Here is a 16162-nt window from a genome sequence, read left to right on the forward strand (position 1 = left end):
GCACGTTATTTTGGTGAGCAGGCCAATCCAATAAACAGTTACAAATTCCTACGGTAACAATTGCCATTTTGTTTCAAAGCGCGCTATTTACTGCTGCACTTGGCTATAGATTGGCACTGACGGAGGCAAAATCATGGGATAAAGTGATGCAGTAATTCAAATTCAACTCGCTGAATATCTAGAGTTTTTGTCCTAATTTTTATCGACGCACTTCACGTCATTCTAATATTCGCTATTCCGTTCACAATTTTTTAATAAAACTCCTCCCTGTGTATTAGCCATTGGTCTAGAAGTGACCCATTTCGCGGTTTGGCTTTGGAAAAAGGCGCCTAATGCAGCCACACTTGAGGTGGCAGATAAGTGCGCATCTAAGTTATTGATGCGATATGGCATTTGTATCGATTTACGCCGTTTAAACGGTACGAGATGACAGGATTTTCCGAACAAAGGGCGAGTGAAATGCCATGTTGCCACAATGTCTGTGCCGTGGGGGCGCAGACAAACTCACAAAACGGGCAATATTTCTTATGTTCTTAAGCCAATTGGGGTTGGCATTCGGAGGATATATGACATTAGGTAAAGTTCTGGTTGCAGTTTCACCATTAGTTGTAGCGATGGCGCTTACCGGCTGTGGTAATCAAGTTCAAAACAAGTTTTCTGCAGCCGACATCTGCAGAGCAAGTATGGCGACAGCCCTGCAACAAGATATTTCTACCATTGATGTGGTCGATAAAAGTGGCAAGTTAATCTATGTGTCTTACACCAATCACGATGATTGGAGTCGCGATCTGTATCGCTGCAAGTTGGATGGCAACCACGTGTTGTGGGCGCCAAACAAAGGCGATTGGCAGAACCAAAACCAAGGCCAAATCTCTTTTGCGTCTGCAGTTAACCAGCTGACCATCACTGAAGCAAGTGATAAAGGTGAGCTGACCAATCAATATAAATTATCAGAAATCAGGGGTTCTCAATCTTAATGATTGACGGCCCATGCGCAGATAGATGACGTGTTAAAGGTGCACTTATGAGTGCACCTTTAATTTTTTGCGCGCGCGAAGTTAGCGCCGTCTGCGAATTACGTTTGCTGGTGGGCAGCAATCGATTCGGTCAATGCTTTCACCTGAGCCTCGCATTGCGCCTTTTTTGTCCCCTTTCATTGTCCGGACAACGCTTAGCAGCAGGATTTTCGTCAACAGCAAATCTAGCGGAATAGGCGGCGATAGTGACCGTAGTACTGACGACACACGCTTGTCCTTCACAGGCGGTTGGCCTGATCATCTCCCGGCAGTCGCTAAGGGTGACAACTACCAGCGCTAAAAGGCGTCATCGTTCCACGATGTTTCGCCGTTTCCTTGGCGGTGCTGGCATCGTGGCAGTTATTGCTCGGCCTGTCTTTGTACCGTTCGCCTGATGACAAAACCCCGCTTTATTGCGTATAATTTAGGCTGTTTCGGGAGGACATATGACATCGAACGCTATGGCAAAAACACCACAAGATAAGCCAAAATTTACGCCGAAGATGGAAAACTATAAAACGAGTCTGACGTATGAAGGGTTAGCGCTTAAAAAGGCCGATGAAAACCTATCAATCGCGGAGCTAAAGCGGAAATATGCGAGATAAGTACGGGGTAGCTCAAGACAAATATTGTTATCCCGGTACTGATGTACTGATCAATCTGCTGCATATTCGTGACGCGGAAGTTCTCGCCGAAGCGGAGGCGGCATTCACCGCCGAGCGTTACCGTTGCTACCAAGCGCCAGAACGCCATATCAATGACTTTACCTTTCACCATTTACGCGAACTGCACCGCTATCTGTTTCAGGATATCTATCTGTGGGCGGGTGAGATCCGCGACGTCGATATCGCCAAAGGCAGTACCCGTTTTTGTCACTGCGACCGCATTCAGCCGGAAGCGGAAAAGTTGTTTGCACAAATCCCGTCGTTGACCACGCTTAGCTATTCTTCAACCCTGTTTGAAGCTGTGGCCGATCTCTATTGTGAGATCAATTTGCTGCACCCGTTTCGTGAGGGTAACGGCCGCGCCCAGCGCTTCTTTTTTGAAGAGTTGTTGTTTTGTTTGGGCTTCGACGTGCATTGGCCGCACATCACCAAAGAGCAGTGGGTGGAGGCGAATATTGCTGGGGTACATCTGGACCTTGGGCCGCTGATTGATATTTTTGAGCAGAGCATTACCCCACTCGATAACTAGCCTTCTATTAAAAATAATTTAAATTCAATATGTTATTTATTTTGTCTGTAACATTAACAAAAATGCATGTTGTGATGGTTTATTTTTTATCCTTGAAGGCACACACTGAAACCTCGTTTTATTTTCTGCAGTGAAGTTGTCTGCCCCCATTATCCATTAAGCGCTTCATTGCTGTAGCTAGTGGAGGATGCATGGCTATTCGAACTTCAGTATTAACTCTCTCACCCGTTTTATTCACCATGTTGTTGGCAGGATGCGGCGACAGTGTGAAAGGACAATTCACCGATGCGGAAATCTGCCGCGCCAGTGTCGCAACGGCACTGAATAAAGCCCCTAAGCTGTTTAATGTGGAAGATGTGAATGGCAAGGTGGTGTATTTAACCCACTATGAGAACGATGATTGGCAGCGCGATATTTACCGCTGCAAATTAGAGGGAACAAAAGTGTTGTGGGCCACCGAAAAAGGCCCGTGGAAAAATACCCCCGCGGACAACACCCTGACATTCGCGGCCAATGACGACAAACTTACCATTATGAACACTGACGCCGATGGTCAGCAGACGGATAAACATTTTAAATTTGACCAGTTAAAAGTCGATACACCGACCATTCAGGGGTTAAAAGGCTAACCCGGCGCAGAGTTATCACGGCTGATTTAGCACTCAGCGTGCTAAGTCGCTGTGGTGGCAAAATGGATTTTGTCAGTTATTGTCTCCAAAAACGGAATCTCGTGATTGGCGCAAATCTCTCGTTCAATCTCCAGTAAACCTTCGCATTTGCTTAATAGTCATCAATGCACATCCCTTCTCGTTAGCGATTTTTAAATGAGTGACTGCTGATGCTTCTTGCTGGCTAAAGCAGATTGTTGGGTGTCCGACAAAGTGACAACCAACAAAATTGTCTGCTTTGGTACAAAATCGCGACAAGCATGATTTATCGCGCAATTCCTTCATTGGCATAGGCCAAAAACTTTGACGAATATCGCATTTATTCAATCAGTTATCAAAATGTAAATAAATTACAGCGGCTGGTGCGCCATTTGCACTGACCCCTAGACCAATGACAAATCGGCACAGCTTGTCAGCGACAAGCGTATAGCACCGTCAAACAGGTTAGGGAGTCAACATATGTGGGATTATTCAGAGAAAGTGAAGCAGCATTTCTTCAATCCGAAGAACGCTAAATTGGTGAGCGACGCCAACGCACGCGGCGATGTGGGCTCCATCAGTTGCGGTGATGCACTCAGCCTGAGCCTCAAAGTGAACCCTGATACTGAAATCATCGAAGATGCCGGTTTTCAAACGTTCGGTTGTGGCAGTGCCATCGCTTCATCATCAGCACTGACCGAAATCATTATCGGTAAGACGATCGATGATGCCCTGAAAGTCACCAACCAAGAGATCGCCGATTACCTCGACGGCCTGCCTCCAGAAAAAATGCACTGTTCCGTGATGGGCATGGAAGCATTGCACGCTGCGGTGGCTAACTATCGCGGTGAAGTGCTGGAAGACGACCATGAAGAGGGTGAGCTGATCTGTAAATGCTTTGCCATCGATGACTTGATGATCAAACGCGTCGTCAAAGCCAACGGCCTGCAAAGTCTCGAAGAAGTGGTCAACTACACCAAAGCGGGTGGGGCTTGTACCTCCTGTCACGAAAAAATCGAGTGGGTGCTGGATGAAGCGCTCGCAGAGATGGCGGAAGCTGGCATTGATGTTGCGGCTGTCGCCAAAGCTAAGGCTAAAGTGGCTGCTCCACAACCTGAGATTGCAGCCAGCAGTAAGCCTCAGGCGGTCACTGAGAGCAGCAGCGAAGATGATGCTGAGCTGGCGAAGCGCAAGGCGATTATTGAGCAAGTGATTGATGAAGTGCGCCCAGCGGTTCACGCCGATGGCGGCGATATTCATCTGGTGGATGTGGAAGATCATCTGGTGTTTGTCAGCATGTCGGGTAACTGCTCTGGCTGTGGTCTCTCCGGTCTGACGTTGGCCAATCTCGAAATCAAAATTTCTGATGCATTGGGCGAAACCGTCACCGTCTTTCCGCTGCAACCAAGCTATGACGAAGCTGAGAAAAAGGAGGCCACTTATGATCTATGAAGCCGTGAAAACTGAGTCGCTGCCGAAAACCGTTTATTTGGACAACAACGCCACCACTCGGATTGACCCGCAAGTGCTGGAAACCATGTTGCCATTTCTCAGCGACTACTATGGCAATCCGTCATCGATTCATCAGCTAGGCGCCACCGTCGGCCACGCAATGGCGAAGGCGCGTGAACAAGTACAGCTGTTGATGGGCGCAGAGCATGCGTCGGAAGTGGTGTTTACCTCCTGTGCGACAGAGGCAACCGCGACGGCGATTATGTCGGCGGTGGAAGCCATGCCCGATCGCAAAGAGATCATTACCTCAGTGGTCGAGCATCCCGCCACACTGCAGTTGTGTCAGCACTTGGAGCGTAAAGGCTATAAGGTGCACTGGATTGGCGTTGATAATAAAGGTCGTTTGGACATTGATGCGTTTCGCGCAGCGCTCAGCGAGCAAGTCGCGGTGGTGTCAATCATGTGGGCCAACAACGAAACTGGCACGCTGTTTCCGGTGGAAAAACTGGCCAAACTGGCGAAATCTGTCGGCGCCCAGATGCATGTCGACGCCGTGCAGGTGGCCGGGAAATACCCTATTAATGTGCAGCACACCGATATCGACATGATGTCGATTTCTGGCCATAAGTTTCATGCGCCGAAAGGTGTCGGTGCTTTGTATCTGCGCCGTGGTACGCGTTTTCGGCCACTGCTACGCGGTGGTCATCAGGAACGCGGACGCCGCGCCGGTACCGAAAATGCGGCGTCGATTATCGGGCTCGGTATGGCATCGGAAATTGCCTATCACGCAATGGCTGGTGAAACTGCGCGGCAATCTATGATGCGTGATCGGCTGGAACAAGGTTTGTTGGCGCGTATTCCCAGCTGTTTTGTTACGGGCAATCCACAAGAACGCGTAGCGAACACCACTAACATTGCCTTTGAATATATCGAAGGTGAGGCGCTGCTGCTGATGCTTAACCAAGTCGGCGTTGCCTGTTCATCGGGGTCAGCCTGTACCTCGGGCTCGCTCGAACCTTCACACGTGATGAAGGCGATGAACATTCCGTTCACTGCGGCCCACGGTACGCTGCGCTTCTCGCTGTCACGCTTTACGACCGATGATGATATTGATGCGGTACTGGCCGAACTGCCCGCTATTGTGGCGCGGCTGCGTATGTTATCGCCATATTGGGATAACGACGCCAACTGCGGTTCCAGCGAAATGTTTGCCCCGGCCTACGCCTAGGCGGCCAATGATTCAGGTAGCAAGAAAGAGGTGGCCGGCATGAATAAGCGACCCTTTGTCCGCGTTAACGACACGACACTACGCGATGGTGAGCAAACCCCCGGCGTGGCGTTTACCACCGAGGAAAAAGTGCGGTTGGCGTTGATGATGCAAGCTGCGGGCGTCCCCGAGCTGGAAATCGGTATTCCGGCAATGGGTGCGCAAGAGCAGCATAGCATACAGGCGATTACCGCCGCGCTGCGTGCTAGTCAGCTCAATAGCACGGAGACGATGGCGTGGTGCCGCATGACTGAGTTCGATATCAGTCAGGCGCTCAACCTCGGTCTAGATTGGGTGGATTTGTCCACACCTGTGTCGCGGCAACAGATCCGCAGCAAACTCAACAGCACGCCCGAACACGTATTAGCCCGTACCGACCGCTTGGTGAAACAAGCGCTCGATTTTGGTTTTAAGGTCTGCGTCGGCATGGAAGATGCGTCCCGTGCCGATATGGATCTCTTGTTGTCTGTGGCCGAGGTGGCCGAGCGTGCAGGGGCTAGCCGTATTCGTTTTGCCGATACGCTCGGCATTCTGGAGCCATTTAAAACGCAACAGATGATCGGCGAGCTGCGTCGTCATAGCGAGCTCGAGATTGAGATGCATGCCCACAATGATCTGGGGCTGGCAACCGCTAACACCTTAGCCGCAATTGATGCTGGCGCTACCTCCATTAATACCACCGCCAATGGCCTTGGCGAGCGTGCGGGCAATGCACCGCTGGAAGAAGTGGTGGTCGCACTCAATGTGCTTAGCAAAGCGGACACTGGCATTGATTTGCTGCAACTGCCACTGATTTGTCAATACGCGCTGCAAGCCTCCGGACGTCAAGTGTCGCTGCAAAAAGCGATTATCGGTGCCGGCGTCTTTACCCATGAATCTGGCATCCATATCGACGGCTTACTCAAAGACATCAATAACTACCAAGGCTTTTCGCCGTCGTTAGTGGGACGCGAGCATACGCTGGTGTTGGGCAAACATTCAGGTATCAGCGCCATCAGCACTGTGTATCGCAACCTCGGTATCGAACTCGATGAACAGCAATGCCAACTGCTGCGCGCAACATTGCGGCAGTGGTCGGAAACACACAAATGTAGTCCGGATGAGGTCGCGCTGCGGGCACTAGCGCAATCGGTCGCCATCATCAATTGCCCAGTAGGAGAAGATTATGGAAGCAACTGATACAGACGTACTGCCGGAGCATCTGCAAACCGCAGAAGATTTTCTCGACTTCTTTAAGGTGAAGTATGACCCGGAAGTGGTGCAAACCAAACGGGTGCAGCTGCTGCGCTTATATCACGGTGTATTGGAGCGTTACGATCCACCGTTGACGCTAGAGCATTATCGGAAAGCGGTGCGGATTGCCTATGGCAGCATCAAGCTTGGCCAGGAATTGGCGTTTGCCGATATGGGGTGTGGCACGTGTAGCGGTTGTGATGTGTAGTTAACGCGAGGCACGCAGATGGATGAGCTTATGTTCAACGAAGATGTCCGTTTTGCACCCGGTGCAGAAGTGCGGGTGGTGCGCAATGTGCGCAACGATGGCAGCTTTTTCGGCATCGAAAAAGGTGAGCTGATTGTTGCTGAAGGTGACATTGGCATTGTGCGTAAACATGGTTGGTTTCTGCAAGACCAGATCATCTATGACGTGTTTTTTCCGGAAACCGGCCAGTTGGTGGGCTTGCGCGATGCCGAAGTGATTGATGCCAGTTTACCGTTCACCCCTTGTCGTTTCCGTATGTTGGATTTTGCGCAATTAACCCTGTCGTTGGCCAGCCAAGGTGAGCTGCTGGCGCGCAAAGGCGACCGGGTGCAGGTGACCTGGATTGATCGCGATCTTACTAGCGGTGAGTTGAGTTTCACCATCAAGGTTGCCGACAACGAAGTACAAGTGCCTGCTCGGGCGCTGGAAGATGTTCCACCAGAAGAAGAGGGAAGTCGATGGAGACGCAAAAGCGCCGCTATTTGACGGCAAAAGTCGCCACAGAGATGTTTAAGCTCAATCCTGAGTTTTTAGATGCTGAGCAACAACGCCAAGTGACACAACAGGTCGAGCGCTTGCTGCACCTGCAACAGGCGATTATCCACAGCCAGGAAGCGGCGGGTGTGACCGTGTCTGCCACGCAACTGAGTCAGGCATGGGATAACTGTTTAGCTCAGTTCGATTGTGAGAGCAGCTTTTTAGCATCGCTGGAAAATCAGGGGCTGCATCGTGATGGGCTGCGCTCAGCACTTTACGATGAACTCCTGTGTGAATTAGTGATGGAACGGGTGAGCTGTGATGTGCCGCCGTTAGCCATTGAGCAAGCGCGGGCGTATTTTGACAGCCATCGACAAGAATTCTCGCGGGCAGCGATTTGGCAACTCAGCCAAATCCTCATTACCGTCAACAATGACTACCCGGAAAACCGCCGTAAAGCAGTGCTAAAACGTATTTGTCAGGTGCGCCATCTGGCTCAGACACAAGATTTTGCCAAACTGGCACTGCAATATTCAGAATGTCCAAGTGCAATGGAGCAAGGCTTTCTCGGTTGGTGTGAGCAGAATAAACTCTACCCCGAAATTGCCGCGGCATTGCCAAGCTTAGCGGCGGAGCAACTCAGCGAGCCGATAGAAACAGCACTGGGTTTTCACTTGGTGCGTTGGCATCAATACAAACCGGCCAAAGCTGCCAGCTTTGAAGAGGTGTTGCCACTACTAGAGCAGCGCCATAGTGAGCGCGCCAGAACCTATCTGCAAAAGCAGTGGCTGAATAGTTTGCTGGCACACTAGCGCCGTCACTCCTTGGCTATTGGTATCGAAAACCGCTCGTGCTAGGCTGCGCATCTCGTAACTTGTCATAGTTGGCAGAGCGTTGTAGTAGGAGTGGTGAGTTTGAAGTATTGGACCGAAGCGCCGTTTTGGTATCTGTTGTTGTTCGGGCTATTGATCCCAATTGGGTTACCGCTTTGGTTAAATCAATTCGCCCTGAGTTATTGGCAGCTGATCGCGCTGAATGCACTGCCGTTACTGCTTTATCTGCTATTGGCGGTGAGTTACCGCCCCCTCAAACACAATCGCCTGCTGGCATGGCTGGATGATCCTTTTAAACAGCAAACGGACGCGAAAAAAGCGGGAATGGGCATTGCCATTGCGCTGACGCTTGGTATTGGCGCGCAGTCTATATCCGTTATCGCACTGATGCTATTTTGCTGATGTAAACGTCTTAACACTCTCGTTCTCAGTTGCTGTGCTTCCCTAATGGGTTTGTTGCTTTTCATCGAGATAACAACAAGCTGCACCAAGTAAAAGATGGCATAAATGCGGTACGCCATGGCAAAACTGCACAAAAATAGTGCTATGGTGTCGCAGTGAGCATTCAAGGAGCGAGACGATGAGATTTGTGGTGTTAGGTGCTGGTGGCATTGGCTGTTATTACGCTGCGAGATTATTGGCGGCAGGGCACAGAGTGTTACTGGTGGCGCGCGGTGAACATCTGTTGGCGCTGCAGCAACAGGGACTCAATGTGGAACATCCACAATTCTCCTTTCAGCAAGCGGTGGAAGCGACCGATATTCAGGGATTAATCAGTGATTATCGCGCCAGTGATTTTGACTGGTTGTTGCTGGCAGCGAAGAGCAGTGCCACCTTGCCGATGATGCAGCAGTTACAGGCGTGGCTCAGCGCTAATCCTGCGTTGCCAGTGTTATCGCTGCAAAATGGCGTCGATAACGAAGCCCATATTGCCGAAGTGATTGGTAAAGCGCGCACCGTTGGCGGCTTAGCGGTGAAGATTGGCGCGCATATTCTTGCGCCGGGACGCGTGGAAGCAACCGGTATCGCTCATGTGGATTTTGGCGCCTGGCCAAATACACAGGAAAATCCTGCGCTGCAAACCGAACTCGGGCTGTTATCGCAGATATTCACCGAAGCCAATATTCCTAACGCACTCTACGATGACGTCAGTTATGCGCTGTGGCGCAAGCTAGTGATCAATAATGGTGTAAATCCGCTGACGGCACTGACATTACTGAATACGCAAGAGGTGACGCAACATCCGGTATTTACTCAAACGGTGAAAAGCATGATGCAAGAAACCGGGCGGGCAGCGAATGCGGCGGGGGTTCACCTCACTGAACAGGATATTGACGAGATGTACCAACTCATCTGCGGCTTTGATGCGATTAAGACCTCGATGTTGGTCGATCGGCTGAAAGGACGGGCGATGGAGATTGATGACATCTGTGGACCGGTGATCCGTGAATGCAAAGCCGCAGGCCAACCCGCGCTGACCACTGAGCTGATCCAAAGTTTGCTGCTTAATGCGGTTGCGCCACATTAGCCGTTCATCCATCGCGCTGGTGATTTTGTAAATCTTGCACAGAACTGTTTGAACTATTAGGCATTTTCCAGTTTGTGAGTTGCTAGCGCTAGGCGCTTAGGTCATAGTAGTTGCGAACACTTTCATGTTGCGCAGCGACTGCGCGAAAAGGACTTTTCATGAACTTGGCAGGACTACTACGTCTGGTAACACTCTCTTTGTTGTTGCAGACCTTTTTTGTTGCCGCAAGCGACGTTCCCACCATTAAAGACTTTATTACTCCACAAGATCATCTTGATGCCGCCATCTCGCCTGATGGGCATTACTTAGCGCAGCTCTGGTATCGCGACAGCGATAAGGCTCGGTTTGTCACGGTACGTGATATGACGCAGCCAAAATGGCCAGTAGTGGGGCGCCTTGGCAGTAATATTGAGCGCCCCATCGGCATTAAATGGGGCAATAAGTCGCGGTTGCTGATCAATATGCGGGTGCCGTTTACAATCAGCAGCGTCAAGGAGGCCGCCACTAAGGCCGATTTCAATCCTGATGAGTTTTATAGTTTCGATCGCTTAGTGGCGATCGACCCCGATCTTAAAAATCCTACGGTATTGATGGGCGACACTAAGCTGTCATTCAATCGCAGCGTGACGAACATTCGCAACTTACTGCGCGAAGATCCCAAGCATCTGATGATGACCGCTTATTCCCATAACACCTTATGTCTGTATAAGGTAAATATCTACGACGGCAGTGCCGAAAAGGTCGCCAAGGGAACGCGGTTTACCTATGCCTTCATGTCCGATCACAATGGTGACCCTTTCTTCAGAGTCGACTATCTGCCCGTCGCGAAAGAAATCCAGCTGTTTGAATATGTCGATAAAGATTGGCAGGAAAAACTCACGATTGATCTCGATGAAGAAGACAACAGCGATCTCGATGATTTAGTGGGGAACTACGAAGGTTTGTTTGTCTATCGCAAGCGTAACCCTGAAACAGGTTTCTATCAGCTCACCGCGTTTGATCCCGACTTAAATAAAGAAGTGGTACTTGCCGAGGATCCACAACACGACATTCTGGCGCCGGTGTTTGATAACGGCAGTTATGAGATTAATGGTTACATCATTGATGACGATACGCCCGTCGTGAAATTGTTTGATCCTGTGGCGCAGCAACGGCGAGACGCACTGACAGCACAGTTACCCAATCTGGATTTGCGTTTTACATCGGTGACCGATGATGGTGCCTTGATGGTGTTAGCGGTTTCCAATACCGAAACGCCTCCGATGTATTACCTCTACGACCAACTGAAAAAGCAACTGCGCTTGATCAACTACGGTTTTTCCAAGCAATCGACCAAGGCGCTCGGGTTTTCCGCCACCTTTGATTACCTCAGCCGCGATCAGCAAAAAATTCACTCGTTGTTATTGCTGCCACCAGACTATCAACAACAACAGCAATATCCACTGATCATGCTGCCGCACAGTGGGCCGCAAAGTAACATTGGCCTGCAATACAACATGTTTGCGCAGATGTTGGCGACTCGTGGTTATATCGTAATGTTGCCCAATTATCGTGGCTCTACAGGTTATGGCTTGCCGTTTGAGCAAGCCGGTTATCGTCAGTGGGGACAGTTGATGCAGCAAGACCTCGACGATGGCGTGCAAGCACTATTACGCCAAGGCATTGTACGCAAAGGACAAGCGTGTATTGTCGGTTGGGATTACGGTGGTTACGCGGCATTAATGGGCGTGATTGAATCGCCTGATTTGTACCGTTGTGCCGTGAGTTTTTCCGGTATTACCGATCTGGCGGATTATATCGACCAGCAGGAAGATTACTACGATAGCGACAAGCTGCGGCAGAAATTTATTTATGATCGTATTGGCGATCCTGACAAAGATGAGCAGATGTTGAAGCGCTACTCTCCGATCAACTTAGTCAATAAAGTCGATGGCGCAGTAATGCTGATTGGCAGCCGCCAAGGTGACCGTAAGCGTTATGGGCAACTGGACGATTTTGCTGATGAATTGCAGGATTTACATAAGCCCGTCACGCTGATTAATGTCGATGAGTTAGATAAGCAGCCGGATAGTTTACTGATTTTATATCAAAGTGTTATCGATTTTCTGGCCCAGCAGTTAAACGCGCCGATGGTGCAAAGCACCCATTAAACGGGGCTGCGTGCGCTAGTTGCGCTAAGCGAAACATACCAAAAGATAAAGTGTTAACAGTAGGCAAAAATTATGCTGAAAAATTTGCTTACTGTTACGCTTTTTTTTATGCATTTTCTATAATAGGGAAACCAAAACGATTCTCTTAAAATTCAATAAAGTCAGCTTATTAGTTTTATAAAAAGAGAGTTTATGCTGATAAAGGGTGATGATGCAGATAACGCAGCTTTTTCGGACTCATTGGTTGACTGGGATATTGCTTGGCAATGTGTGCTGCATTGCGCCTGCAATGGCTGCGACCATAGATAATGTCCAATTTCGCGGTTTTGGTACGCTGAGTAGCGCCTACTCCGACTCCGATATTCTGGGTTTTCGTCGTGATCTGACGCAACGGGGCAAGATGCAGCAGTGGCAACTGGGCACTGACTCGGTACTCGGATTGCAGGCGGATATGCAGTTGAGTGAGCGGCTGAAGGCAACAGTACAATTAGTTGGTAAAGACCGGGTTGATAACGGTCTGGGGGAGTCGGTTGAGTGGGCGTATTTAAGTTATGAGCCCGACAATCACTGGCGTATCAGGCTGGGGCGGGTTGGCAGCGACTTAACCATGATTGGCGATGTCGGCAATGTGGGGTATGCCTACGATTGGGTGCGTCCGCCAGTCGAATTTTATGGTGCGATTCCCTTTTATCATTTTGATGGTGTCGAAGTTAACTACCGTTCGCAGGTTGCGGATGGCTACCTCAGTACGAAAGTGTTTTTTGGCAAATCAGATAGTCACTTTGTTTATTCCACCTCTGACAGTGATTTTGACCTTTCCCCATTTTGGGGCGCGGCGGTTCACTTTGAAAAAGGCGGATTAACGTTTAAAGCAGCCTACCTCTATACCAAACTCTCCCATGTCGGCAATGCCAGAATGGGGCAGTTGCGTGATGCGTTGTCGCTTTACGCTGCTTATCCTGCAGTCGCTGAAACTATTGAGGCGCTCAAAATAGATAATGCGACTCAGTATTACACCTCTGGCATTAGCTATCGTCTAGCGCAATGGACATGGCTGGCAGAAGCATCGTTGCTGGACAGTCAGGAGCACCTCTTACCTAAGACAATGGCGGCCTATACCGGCGTTGTGAGACGTTTTGACCATCTATCAGCTTTTGGGTTGCTCGGGCATATTCGCACGCTGTCGGCAAACTATCAGGTGAATCCGCTGGTACCTGAACCCTTGTTCAGCTATTCCCAGGCTGCCTTTAATAGCGTCGATATTCGTCAGAGCACCGCATCTTTAGGGGTTAGGTGGGACGTCGCCAGTAACACTGCGTTGAAATTGCAGTGGGATCACAGTTGGGTGACCGAAGGTAAAGCCATGTTATGGACCGTAAATGACGGAACATCAACGCCGGATGAACAGGTCAACACCGTGACCCTCAGTGTGAGTTTTGTGTTCTGATGAGAAAATTAATCACTATTTTGGGGTGTTGTCTGGCGTTGTTGGCGTTGCCGTCGGCGGCGAGCCAAGACTTGTATGTGGTGGTGAATAAACAGAACCCACTCAAAGCGTTAACCAAACAACAGCTGACAGATCTGTTTATGGGACGCTCACCCTATTTTCCGTCGGGGGCCGCAGTTCTGAAACTAGATGCACCGGGGAGTTCTACACTGCGGCAGCAGTTTTACCACGCCTTGGTGAACATGAGTTTGCCGGAAGTTAATGCCTATTGGGCACGTTTGATGTTTAGTGGTCGCGCCACTCCGCCAATGCAGGTCGCAAGTGAAAACGATATGCTGCAACTTATTTCGCAGAATCCGAATGCTATCGGCTATATACCAGCGGGAGCAATGAATGAAGAGGTTAAAGTTCTTTTCGTTATCTCAATGGCTAACTAGTCGGGTTGATTTTAAGGTGATGCTGGCCATCTTAGTGGTGGCCGCAGTGTTTATTCCGATTACCAGCTTTATCAGCTATCGCCATGTATTAAACGAAGTGCAACAAGCGGCAGAGTTACGGGTCGAACGGCTAGTTAAACTGATCGAAAAACCGGCCTCTACGGCTGCTTATCTCAATGATAAAGATCTGGCGCAAGAGATCATGAGCGATCTTAAAAATGCGCCAGTCATTGCGTACGTGCAGCTCACCTTATCTTCGGGCGAAAGCTTACATCTCGGCGAGCCTAGCAATGACGCCGCGACATCATTCATACTGCCCAGCCATTTTAGTGACGAAGCCGTTGGCAAGATTGACATTGTGCTGAATCAAAATGTGATTGCACAACAGGCGCGTTCTGATGGCCTGTTTTTAGTGGCATGGCAACTCGGATTGCTGCTGATCATCTTGCTGTGCATGTTGTTTATCTTTAGATGGTTTGTGGTGCAAAGGCTACGGACGCTGATGAACCAGATACAACAGGTTAAGTTGGGCAACGATATGCCGGAGCAGGTGATACAGGTTTCCGGTAACGATGAGATTGCATTTTTAGCCAATCATACCAATCAACTCATTCAGAAAATCCATGGCCTTTATTGTGATGAAGCGGCGAAGAACCTGAAAATTGCCACGCTGGAACGGCAATTTCGCATGATTTTTGAAAACTCAAATGCGGGTATCGCATTAATCAACCGCAACAATCAGGTGTTCCTGTCCAACGCGGCATTTGAGCGGCTATTTGTGGTCGCAGACGCTGACAAAATTTCAGGGCAGTTTTATCTGCCTGAGTTATTTGCCGATCCATATGAACTGGAAGATATGTTGAATCAGGTGCGGGTTGACCAAGCGAGTGTGTTCAAAGACTTCTGTTTGCAACGTGGCAAGGATATTTGGGTGCGGGTGCTGTGTTCGCTGGTGGAAGAGCAACATGGCAACTTAAATCGCTTCATCGAATTGGTGGCGTACGACATATCGGATCGCGCCAAACAAGAAAAAGTGTTCGCCTACAATGCTACCCATGATGCGCTGACCGGCCTGTATAACCGCCGCGGCGCCGAGCAACGTTTTAAAGAACAACTGAACTACGCTAAGCAACATGGACGTCATTTCATTCTGGCGTTGTTGGATCTCAATGATTTTAAACCGGTTAACGATCAGCACGGGCATGATGCTGGCGATGTGGTGTTAAAGGTGATTGGTTCTCGGCTGCTGAGCGTATTGCGTGCTGATGACATCATTGCCCGTTGGGGCGGCGATGAGTTTGTGGTGGCGTTTGTGCTCGATGATCTGGCGCGGCTGAGCATCATTCTTGACGATATTCAGCGGCTGTTTACTATTCCCATTGAAATCAGCAGCGACATTAAAGTGAGTGTTGGTGCCAGTATCGGCGTGAGTCAATCCAGTGTGGATGGCTATGAGTTAATGCAGCTGATTGAGAGTGCTGATGCTGCAATGTACAAGGTCAAACATGCTGGTAAAGGCGATTACCATATCGCGGAAAAGCAGCCGACGGACAGCATAGTGTAAGTGAGCCGTTGGCTTTGTGCCGGTGATACTTAGAGATGGGCTGATGCTGATACATGGCCTAAGATAAATAGTGGATGTGTTGATATATCATCATTTTTTTTGTCTTTAGTGTATGCAATCAATATTTATAGTTGCGATATGTTGAAAATTTATTGGTTTTTAAATAAAAACATTGCACACTCTGCGACGACAATTTTTCTTTTATCTTAGTGTTTGCAGGGGGCAGCATGTCGCAGTTTGAGAACGTTTCTATCACGAAAAAAGCCAATGTCTATTTTGATGGCAAGGTGACCAGCCGTAAGGTGACCTTTGCCGATGGTAGTGTCAAAACTTTGGGGATTATGTTGCCGGGCGAATATGAGTTTGCCACTGATGCGGCGGAGCTGATGGAGATCGCTGCTGGGGACTTAGAGATTCTGCTACCGGGCAGCGACAGCTGGCAAAAAGTGGTCGGTGGAGAAAGCTTTAATGTGCCAGCCAATGCCAGTTTTAAACTGAAAATCTACCAAGTTACCGATTACTGTTGTTCCTATCTGGCGGCCTAATTGCTGGCATTCAGTGGCGTGGCCCAATGTTTGACGGACCATTGCACAGACTGATGCAAGTTTATTGGCCGATATCTGCTGTCTCTTTAATCGATTTTGCATGGTTAAAGAGACGTTCTGGCGTC

The 16162-nt window shown here is 49.4% G+C and carries 17 protein-coding genes; all 17 read left to right on the top strand.

What is annotated here, in order from left to right:
- Nucleotides 1-566: 566 nt before the first annotated feature.
- Nucleotides 567-977, top strand: coding sequence for a hypothetical protein (locus HR45_RS08360; protein ID WP_037441826.1), 411 nt, complete (start codon nucleotides 567-569; stop codon nucleotides 975-977).
- A 485-nt stretch (nucleotides 978-1462) separates the two neighbouring features.
- Nucleotides 1463-1621, top strand: coding sequence for a hypothetical protein (locus tag HR45_RS19535; protein ID WP_187327376.1), 159 nt, complete (start codon nucleotides 1463-1465; stop codon nucleotides 1619-1621).
- Entirely contained in the window at nucleotides 1611-2210 is a 600-nt protein-coding gene (locus HR45_RS08365; RefSeq protein WP_037441829.1) for a Fic/DOC family protein, read from the top strand. The genes HR45_RS19535 and HR45_RS08365 overlap by 11 nt, the downstream gene beginning before the upstream one ends.
- A gap of 191 nt (nucleotides 2211-2401) precedes the next feature.
- Nucleotides 2402-2839, top strand: a complete 438-nt coding sequence (locus HR45_RS08370; protein WP_037441831.1) for a hypothetical protein — start codon at nucleotides 2402-2404, stop codon at nucleotides 2837-2839.
- A gap of 498 nt (nucleotides 2840-3337) precedes the next feature.
- On the top strand, nucleotides 3338-4309 hold the full coding sequence (gene nifU / locus HR45_RS08375; RefSeq protein WP_037441834.1) for a Fe-S cluster assembly protein NifU: 972 nt from the start codon (nucleotides 3338-3340) through the stop codon (nucleotides 4307-4309).
- Nucleotides 4299-5537 (top strand): cysteine desulfurase NifS, encoded by a 1239-nt coding sequence (nifS, locus tag HR45_RS08380; RefSeq protein WP_037441835.1) that lies wholly within the window; start codon nucleotides 4299-4301, stop codon nucleotides 5535-5537. The genes nifU and nifS overlap by 11 nt, the downstream gene beginning before the upstream one ends.
- A 39-nt stretch (nucleotides 5538-5576) precedes the next feature.
- The gene (nifV, locus tag HR45_RS08385) at nucleotides 5577-6755 is read left to right on the top strand and encodes a homocitrate synthase (RefSeq protein ID WP_052074609.1); all 1179 of its coding nucleotides are present in this window, start codon (nucleotides 5577-5579) and stop codon (nucleotides 6753-6755) included.
- Nucleotides 6742-7017 (top strand): nitrogenase-stabilizing/protective protein NifW, encoded by a 276-nt coding sequence (locus tag HR45_RS08390; protein ID WP_037441837.1) that lies wholly within the window; start codon nucleotides 6742-6744, stop codon nucleotides 7015-7017. Before nifV ends, HR45_RS08390 begins: the two co-directional genes overlap by 14 nt.
- Before the next feature lie 18 nt (nucleotides 7018-7035).
- The gene (locus HR45_RS08395; RefSeq protein ID WP_052074610.1) at nucleotides 7036-7542 is read left to right on the top strand and encodes a nitrogen fixation protein NifZ; all 507 of its coding nucleotides are present in this window, start codon (nucleotides 7036-7038) and stop codon (nucleotides 7540-7542) included.
- A complete protein-coding gene (locus HR45_RS08400) occupies nucleotides 7515-8345 on the top strand; it encodes a peptidylprolyl isomerase (RefSeq protein WP_037441841.1) in 831 nt (276 codons plus the stop codon). The genes HR45_RS08395 and HR45_RS08400 overlap by 28 nt, the downstream gene beginning before the upstream one ends.
- A 102-nt stretch (nucleotides 8346-8447) precedes the next feature.
- The gene (locus tag HR45_RS08405; RefSeq protein WP_037441843.1) at nucleotides 8448-8768 is read left to right on the top strand and encodes a hypothetical protein; all 321 of its coding nucleotides are present in this window, start codon (nucleotides 8448-8450) and stop codon (nucleotides 8766-8768) included.
- Nucleotides 8769-8946: 178 nt separating this feature from the next.
- On the top strand, nucleotides 8947-9894 hold the full coding sequence (locus HR45_RS08410) for a ketopantoate reductase family protein (RefSeq protein WP_037441845.1): 948 nt from the start codon (nucleotides 8947-8949) through the stop codon (nucleotides 9892-9894).
- A 158-nt stretch (nucleotides 9895-10052) separates the two neighbouring features.
- Nucleotides 10053-12044 carry an alpha/beta hydrolase family protein gene (locus tag HR45_RS08415; RefSeq protein ID WP_037441848.1) on the top strand — a complete coding sequence of 664 codons (1992 nt, stop codon included), beginning with the start codon at nucleotides 10053-10055 and terminating at the stop codon, nucleotides 12042-12044.
- Nucleotides 12045-12333: 289 nt separating this feature from the next.
- On the top strand, nucleotides 12334-13491 hold the full coding sequence (locus tag HR45_RS08420) for a hypothetical protein (RefSeq protein ID WP_037441850.1): 1158 nt from the start codon (nucleotides 12334-12336) through the stop codon (nucleotides 13489-13491).
- The gene (locus HR45_RS08425; protein ID WP_037441853.1) at nucleotides 13491-13928 is read left to right on the top strand and encodes a type 2 periplasmic-binding domain-containing protein; all 438 of its coding nucleotides are present in this window, start codon (nucleotides 13491-13493) and stop codon (nucleotides 13926-13928) included. Before HR45_RS08420 ends, HR45_RS08425 begins: the two co-directional genes overlap by 1 nt.
- Nucleotides 13885-15492, top strand: coding sequence for a GGDEF domain-containing protein (locus tag HR45_RS08430; protein ID WP_081933427.1), 1608 nt, complete (start codon nucleotides 13885-13887; stop codon nucleotides 15490-15492). The genes HR45_RS08425 and HR45_RS08430 overlap by 44 nt, the downstream gene beginning before the upstream one ends.
- 227 nt (nucleotides 15493-15719) lie before the next feature.
- Complete coding sequence (gene ppnP, locus HR45_RS08435; protein WP_037441859.1) at nucleotides 15720-16037, top strand: pyrimidine/purine nucleoside phosphorylase; 318 nt, start codon at nucleotides 15720-15722, stop codon at nucleotides 16035-16037.
- The last annotated feature ends 125 nt before the right edge of the window (nucleotides 16038-16162 follow it).

It is taken from the genome of Shewanella mangrovi (assembly GCF_000753795.1).
In the GTDB taxonomy this organism is placed as follows: Bacteria; Pseudomonadota; Gammaproteobacteria; order Enterobacterales; family Shewanellaceae; genus Shewanella; species Shewanella mangrovi.

Bases quoted from the DNA above. Each gene is read 5' to 3' on its own strand.
- HR45_RS08395 (WP_052074610.1), top strand. From the start codon at position 7,036: ATGGATGAGCTTATGTTCAACGAAGATGTCCGTTTTGCACCCGGTGCA.
- HR45_RS08390 (WP_037441837.1), top strand. From the start codon at position 6,742: ATGGAAGCAACTGATACAGACGTACTGCCGGAGCATCTGCAAACCGCA.
- HR45_RS19535 (WP_187327376.1), top strand. From the start codon at position 1,463: ATGACATCGAACGCTATGGCAAAAACACCACAAGATAAGCCAAAATTT.
- HR45_RS08430 (WP_081933427.1), top strand. From the start codon at position 13,885: ATGAAGAGGTTAAAGTTCTTTTCGTTATCTCAATGGCTAACTAGTCGG.
- nifV (WP_052074609.1), top strand. From the start codon at position 5,577: ATGAATAAGCGACCCTTTGTCCGCGTTAACGACACGACACTACGCGAT.
- HR45_RS08425 (WP_037441853.1), top strand. From the start codon at position 13,491: ATGAGAAAATTAATCACTATTTTGGGGTGTTGTCTGGCGTTGTTGGCG.
- HR45_RS08420 (WP_037441850.1), top strand. From the start codon at position 12,334: ATGGCTGCGACCATAGATAATGTCCAATTTCGCGGTTTTGGTACGCTG.
- HR45_RS08400 (WP_037441841.1), top strand. From the start codon at position 7,515: ATGGAGACGCAAAAGCGCCGCTATTTGACGGCAAAAGTCGCCACAGAG.
- HR45_RS08365 (WP_037441829.1), top strand. From the start codon at position 1,611: ATGCGAGATAAGTACGGGGTAGCTCAAGACAAATATTGTTATCCCGGT.
- nifU (WP_037441834.1), top strand. From the start codon at position 3,338: ATGTGGGATTATTCAGAGAAAGTGAAGCAGCATTTCTTCAATCCGAAG.
- nifS (WP_037441835.1), top strand. From the start codon at position 4,299: ATGATCTATGAAGCCGTGAAAACTGAGTCGCTGCCGAAAACCGTTTAT.
- HR45_RS08370 (WP_037441831.1), top strand. From the start codon at position 2,402: ATGGCTATTCGAACTTCAGTATTAACTCTCTCACCCGTTTTATTCACC.
- HR45_RS08360 (WP_037441826.1), top strand. From the start codon at position 567: ATGACATTAGGTAAAGTTCTGGTTGCAGTTTCACCATTAGTTGTAGCG.
- HR45_RS08410 (WP_037441845.1), top strand. From the start codon at position 8,947: ATGAGATTTGTGGTGTTAGGTGCTGGTGGCATTGGCTGTTATTACGCT.
- HR45_RS08415 (WP_037441848.1), top strand. From the start codon at position 10,053: ATGAACTTGGCAGGACTACTACGTCTGGTAACACTCTCTTTGTTGTTG.
- ppnP (WP_037441859.1), top strand. From the start codon at position 15,720: ATGTCGCAGTTTGAGAACGTTTCTATCACGAAAAAAGCCAATGTCTAT.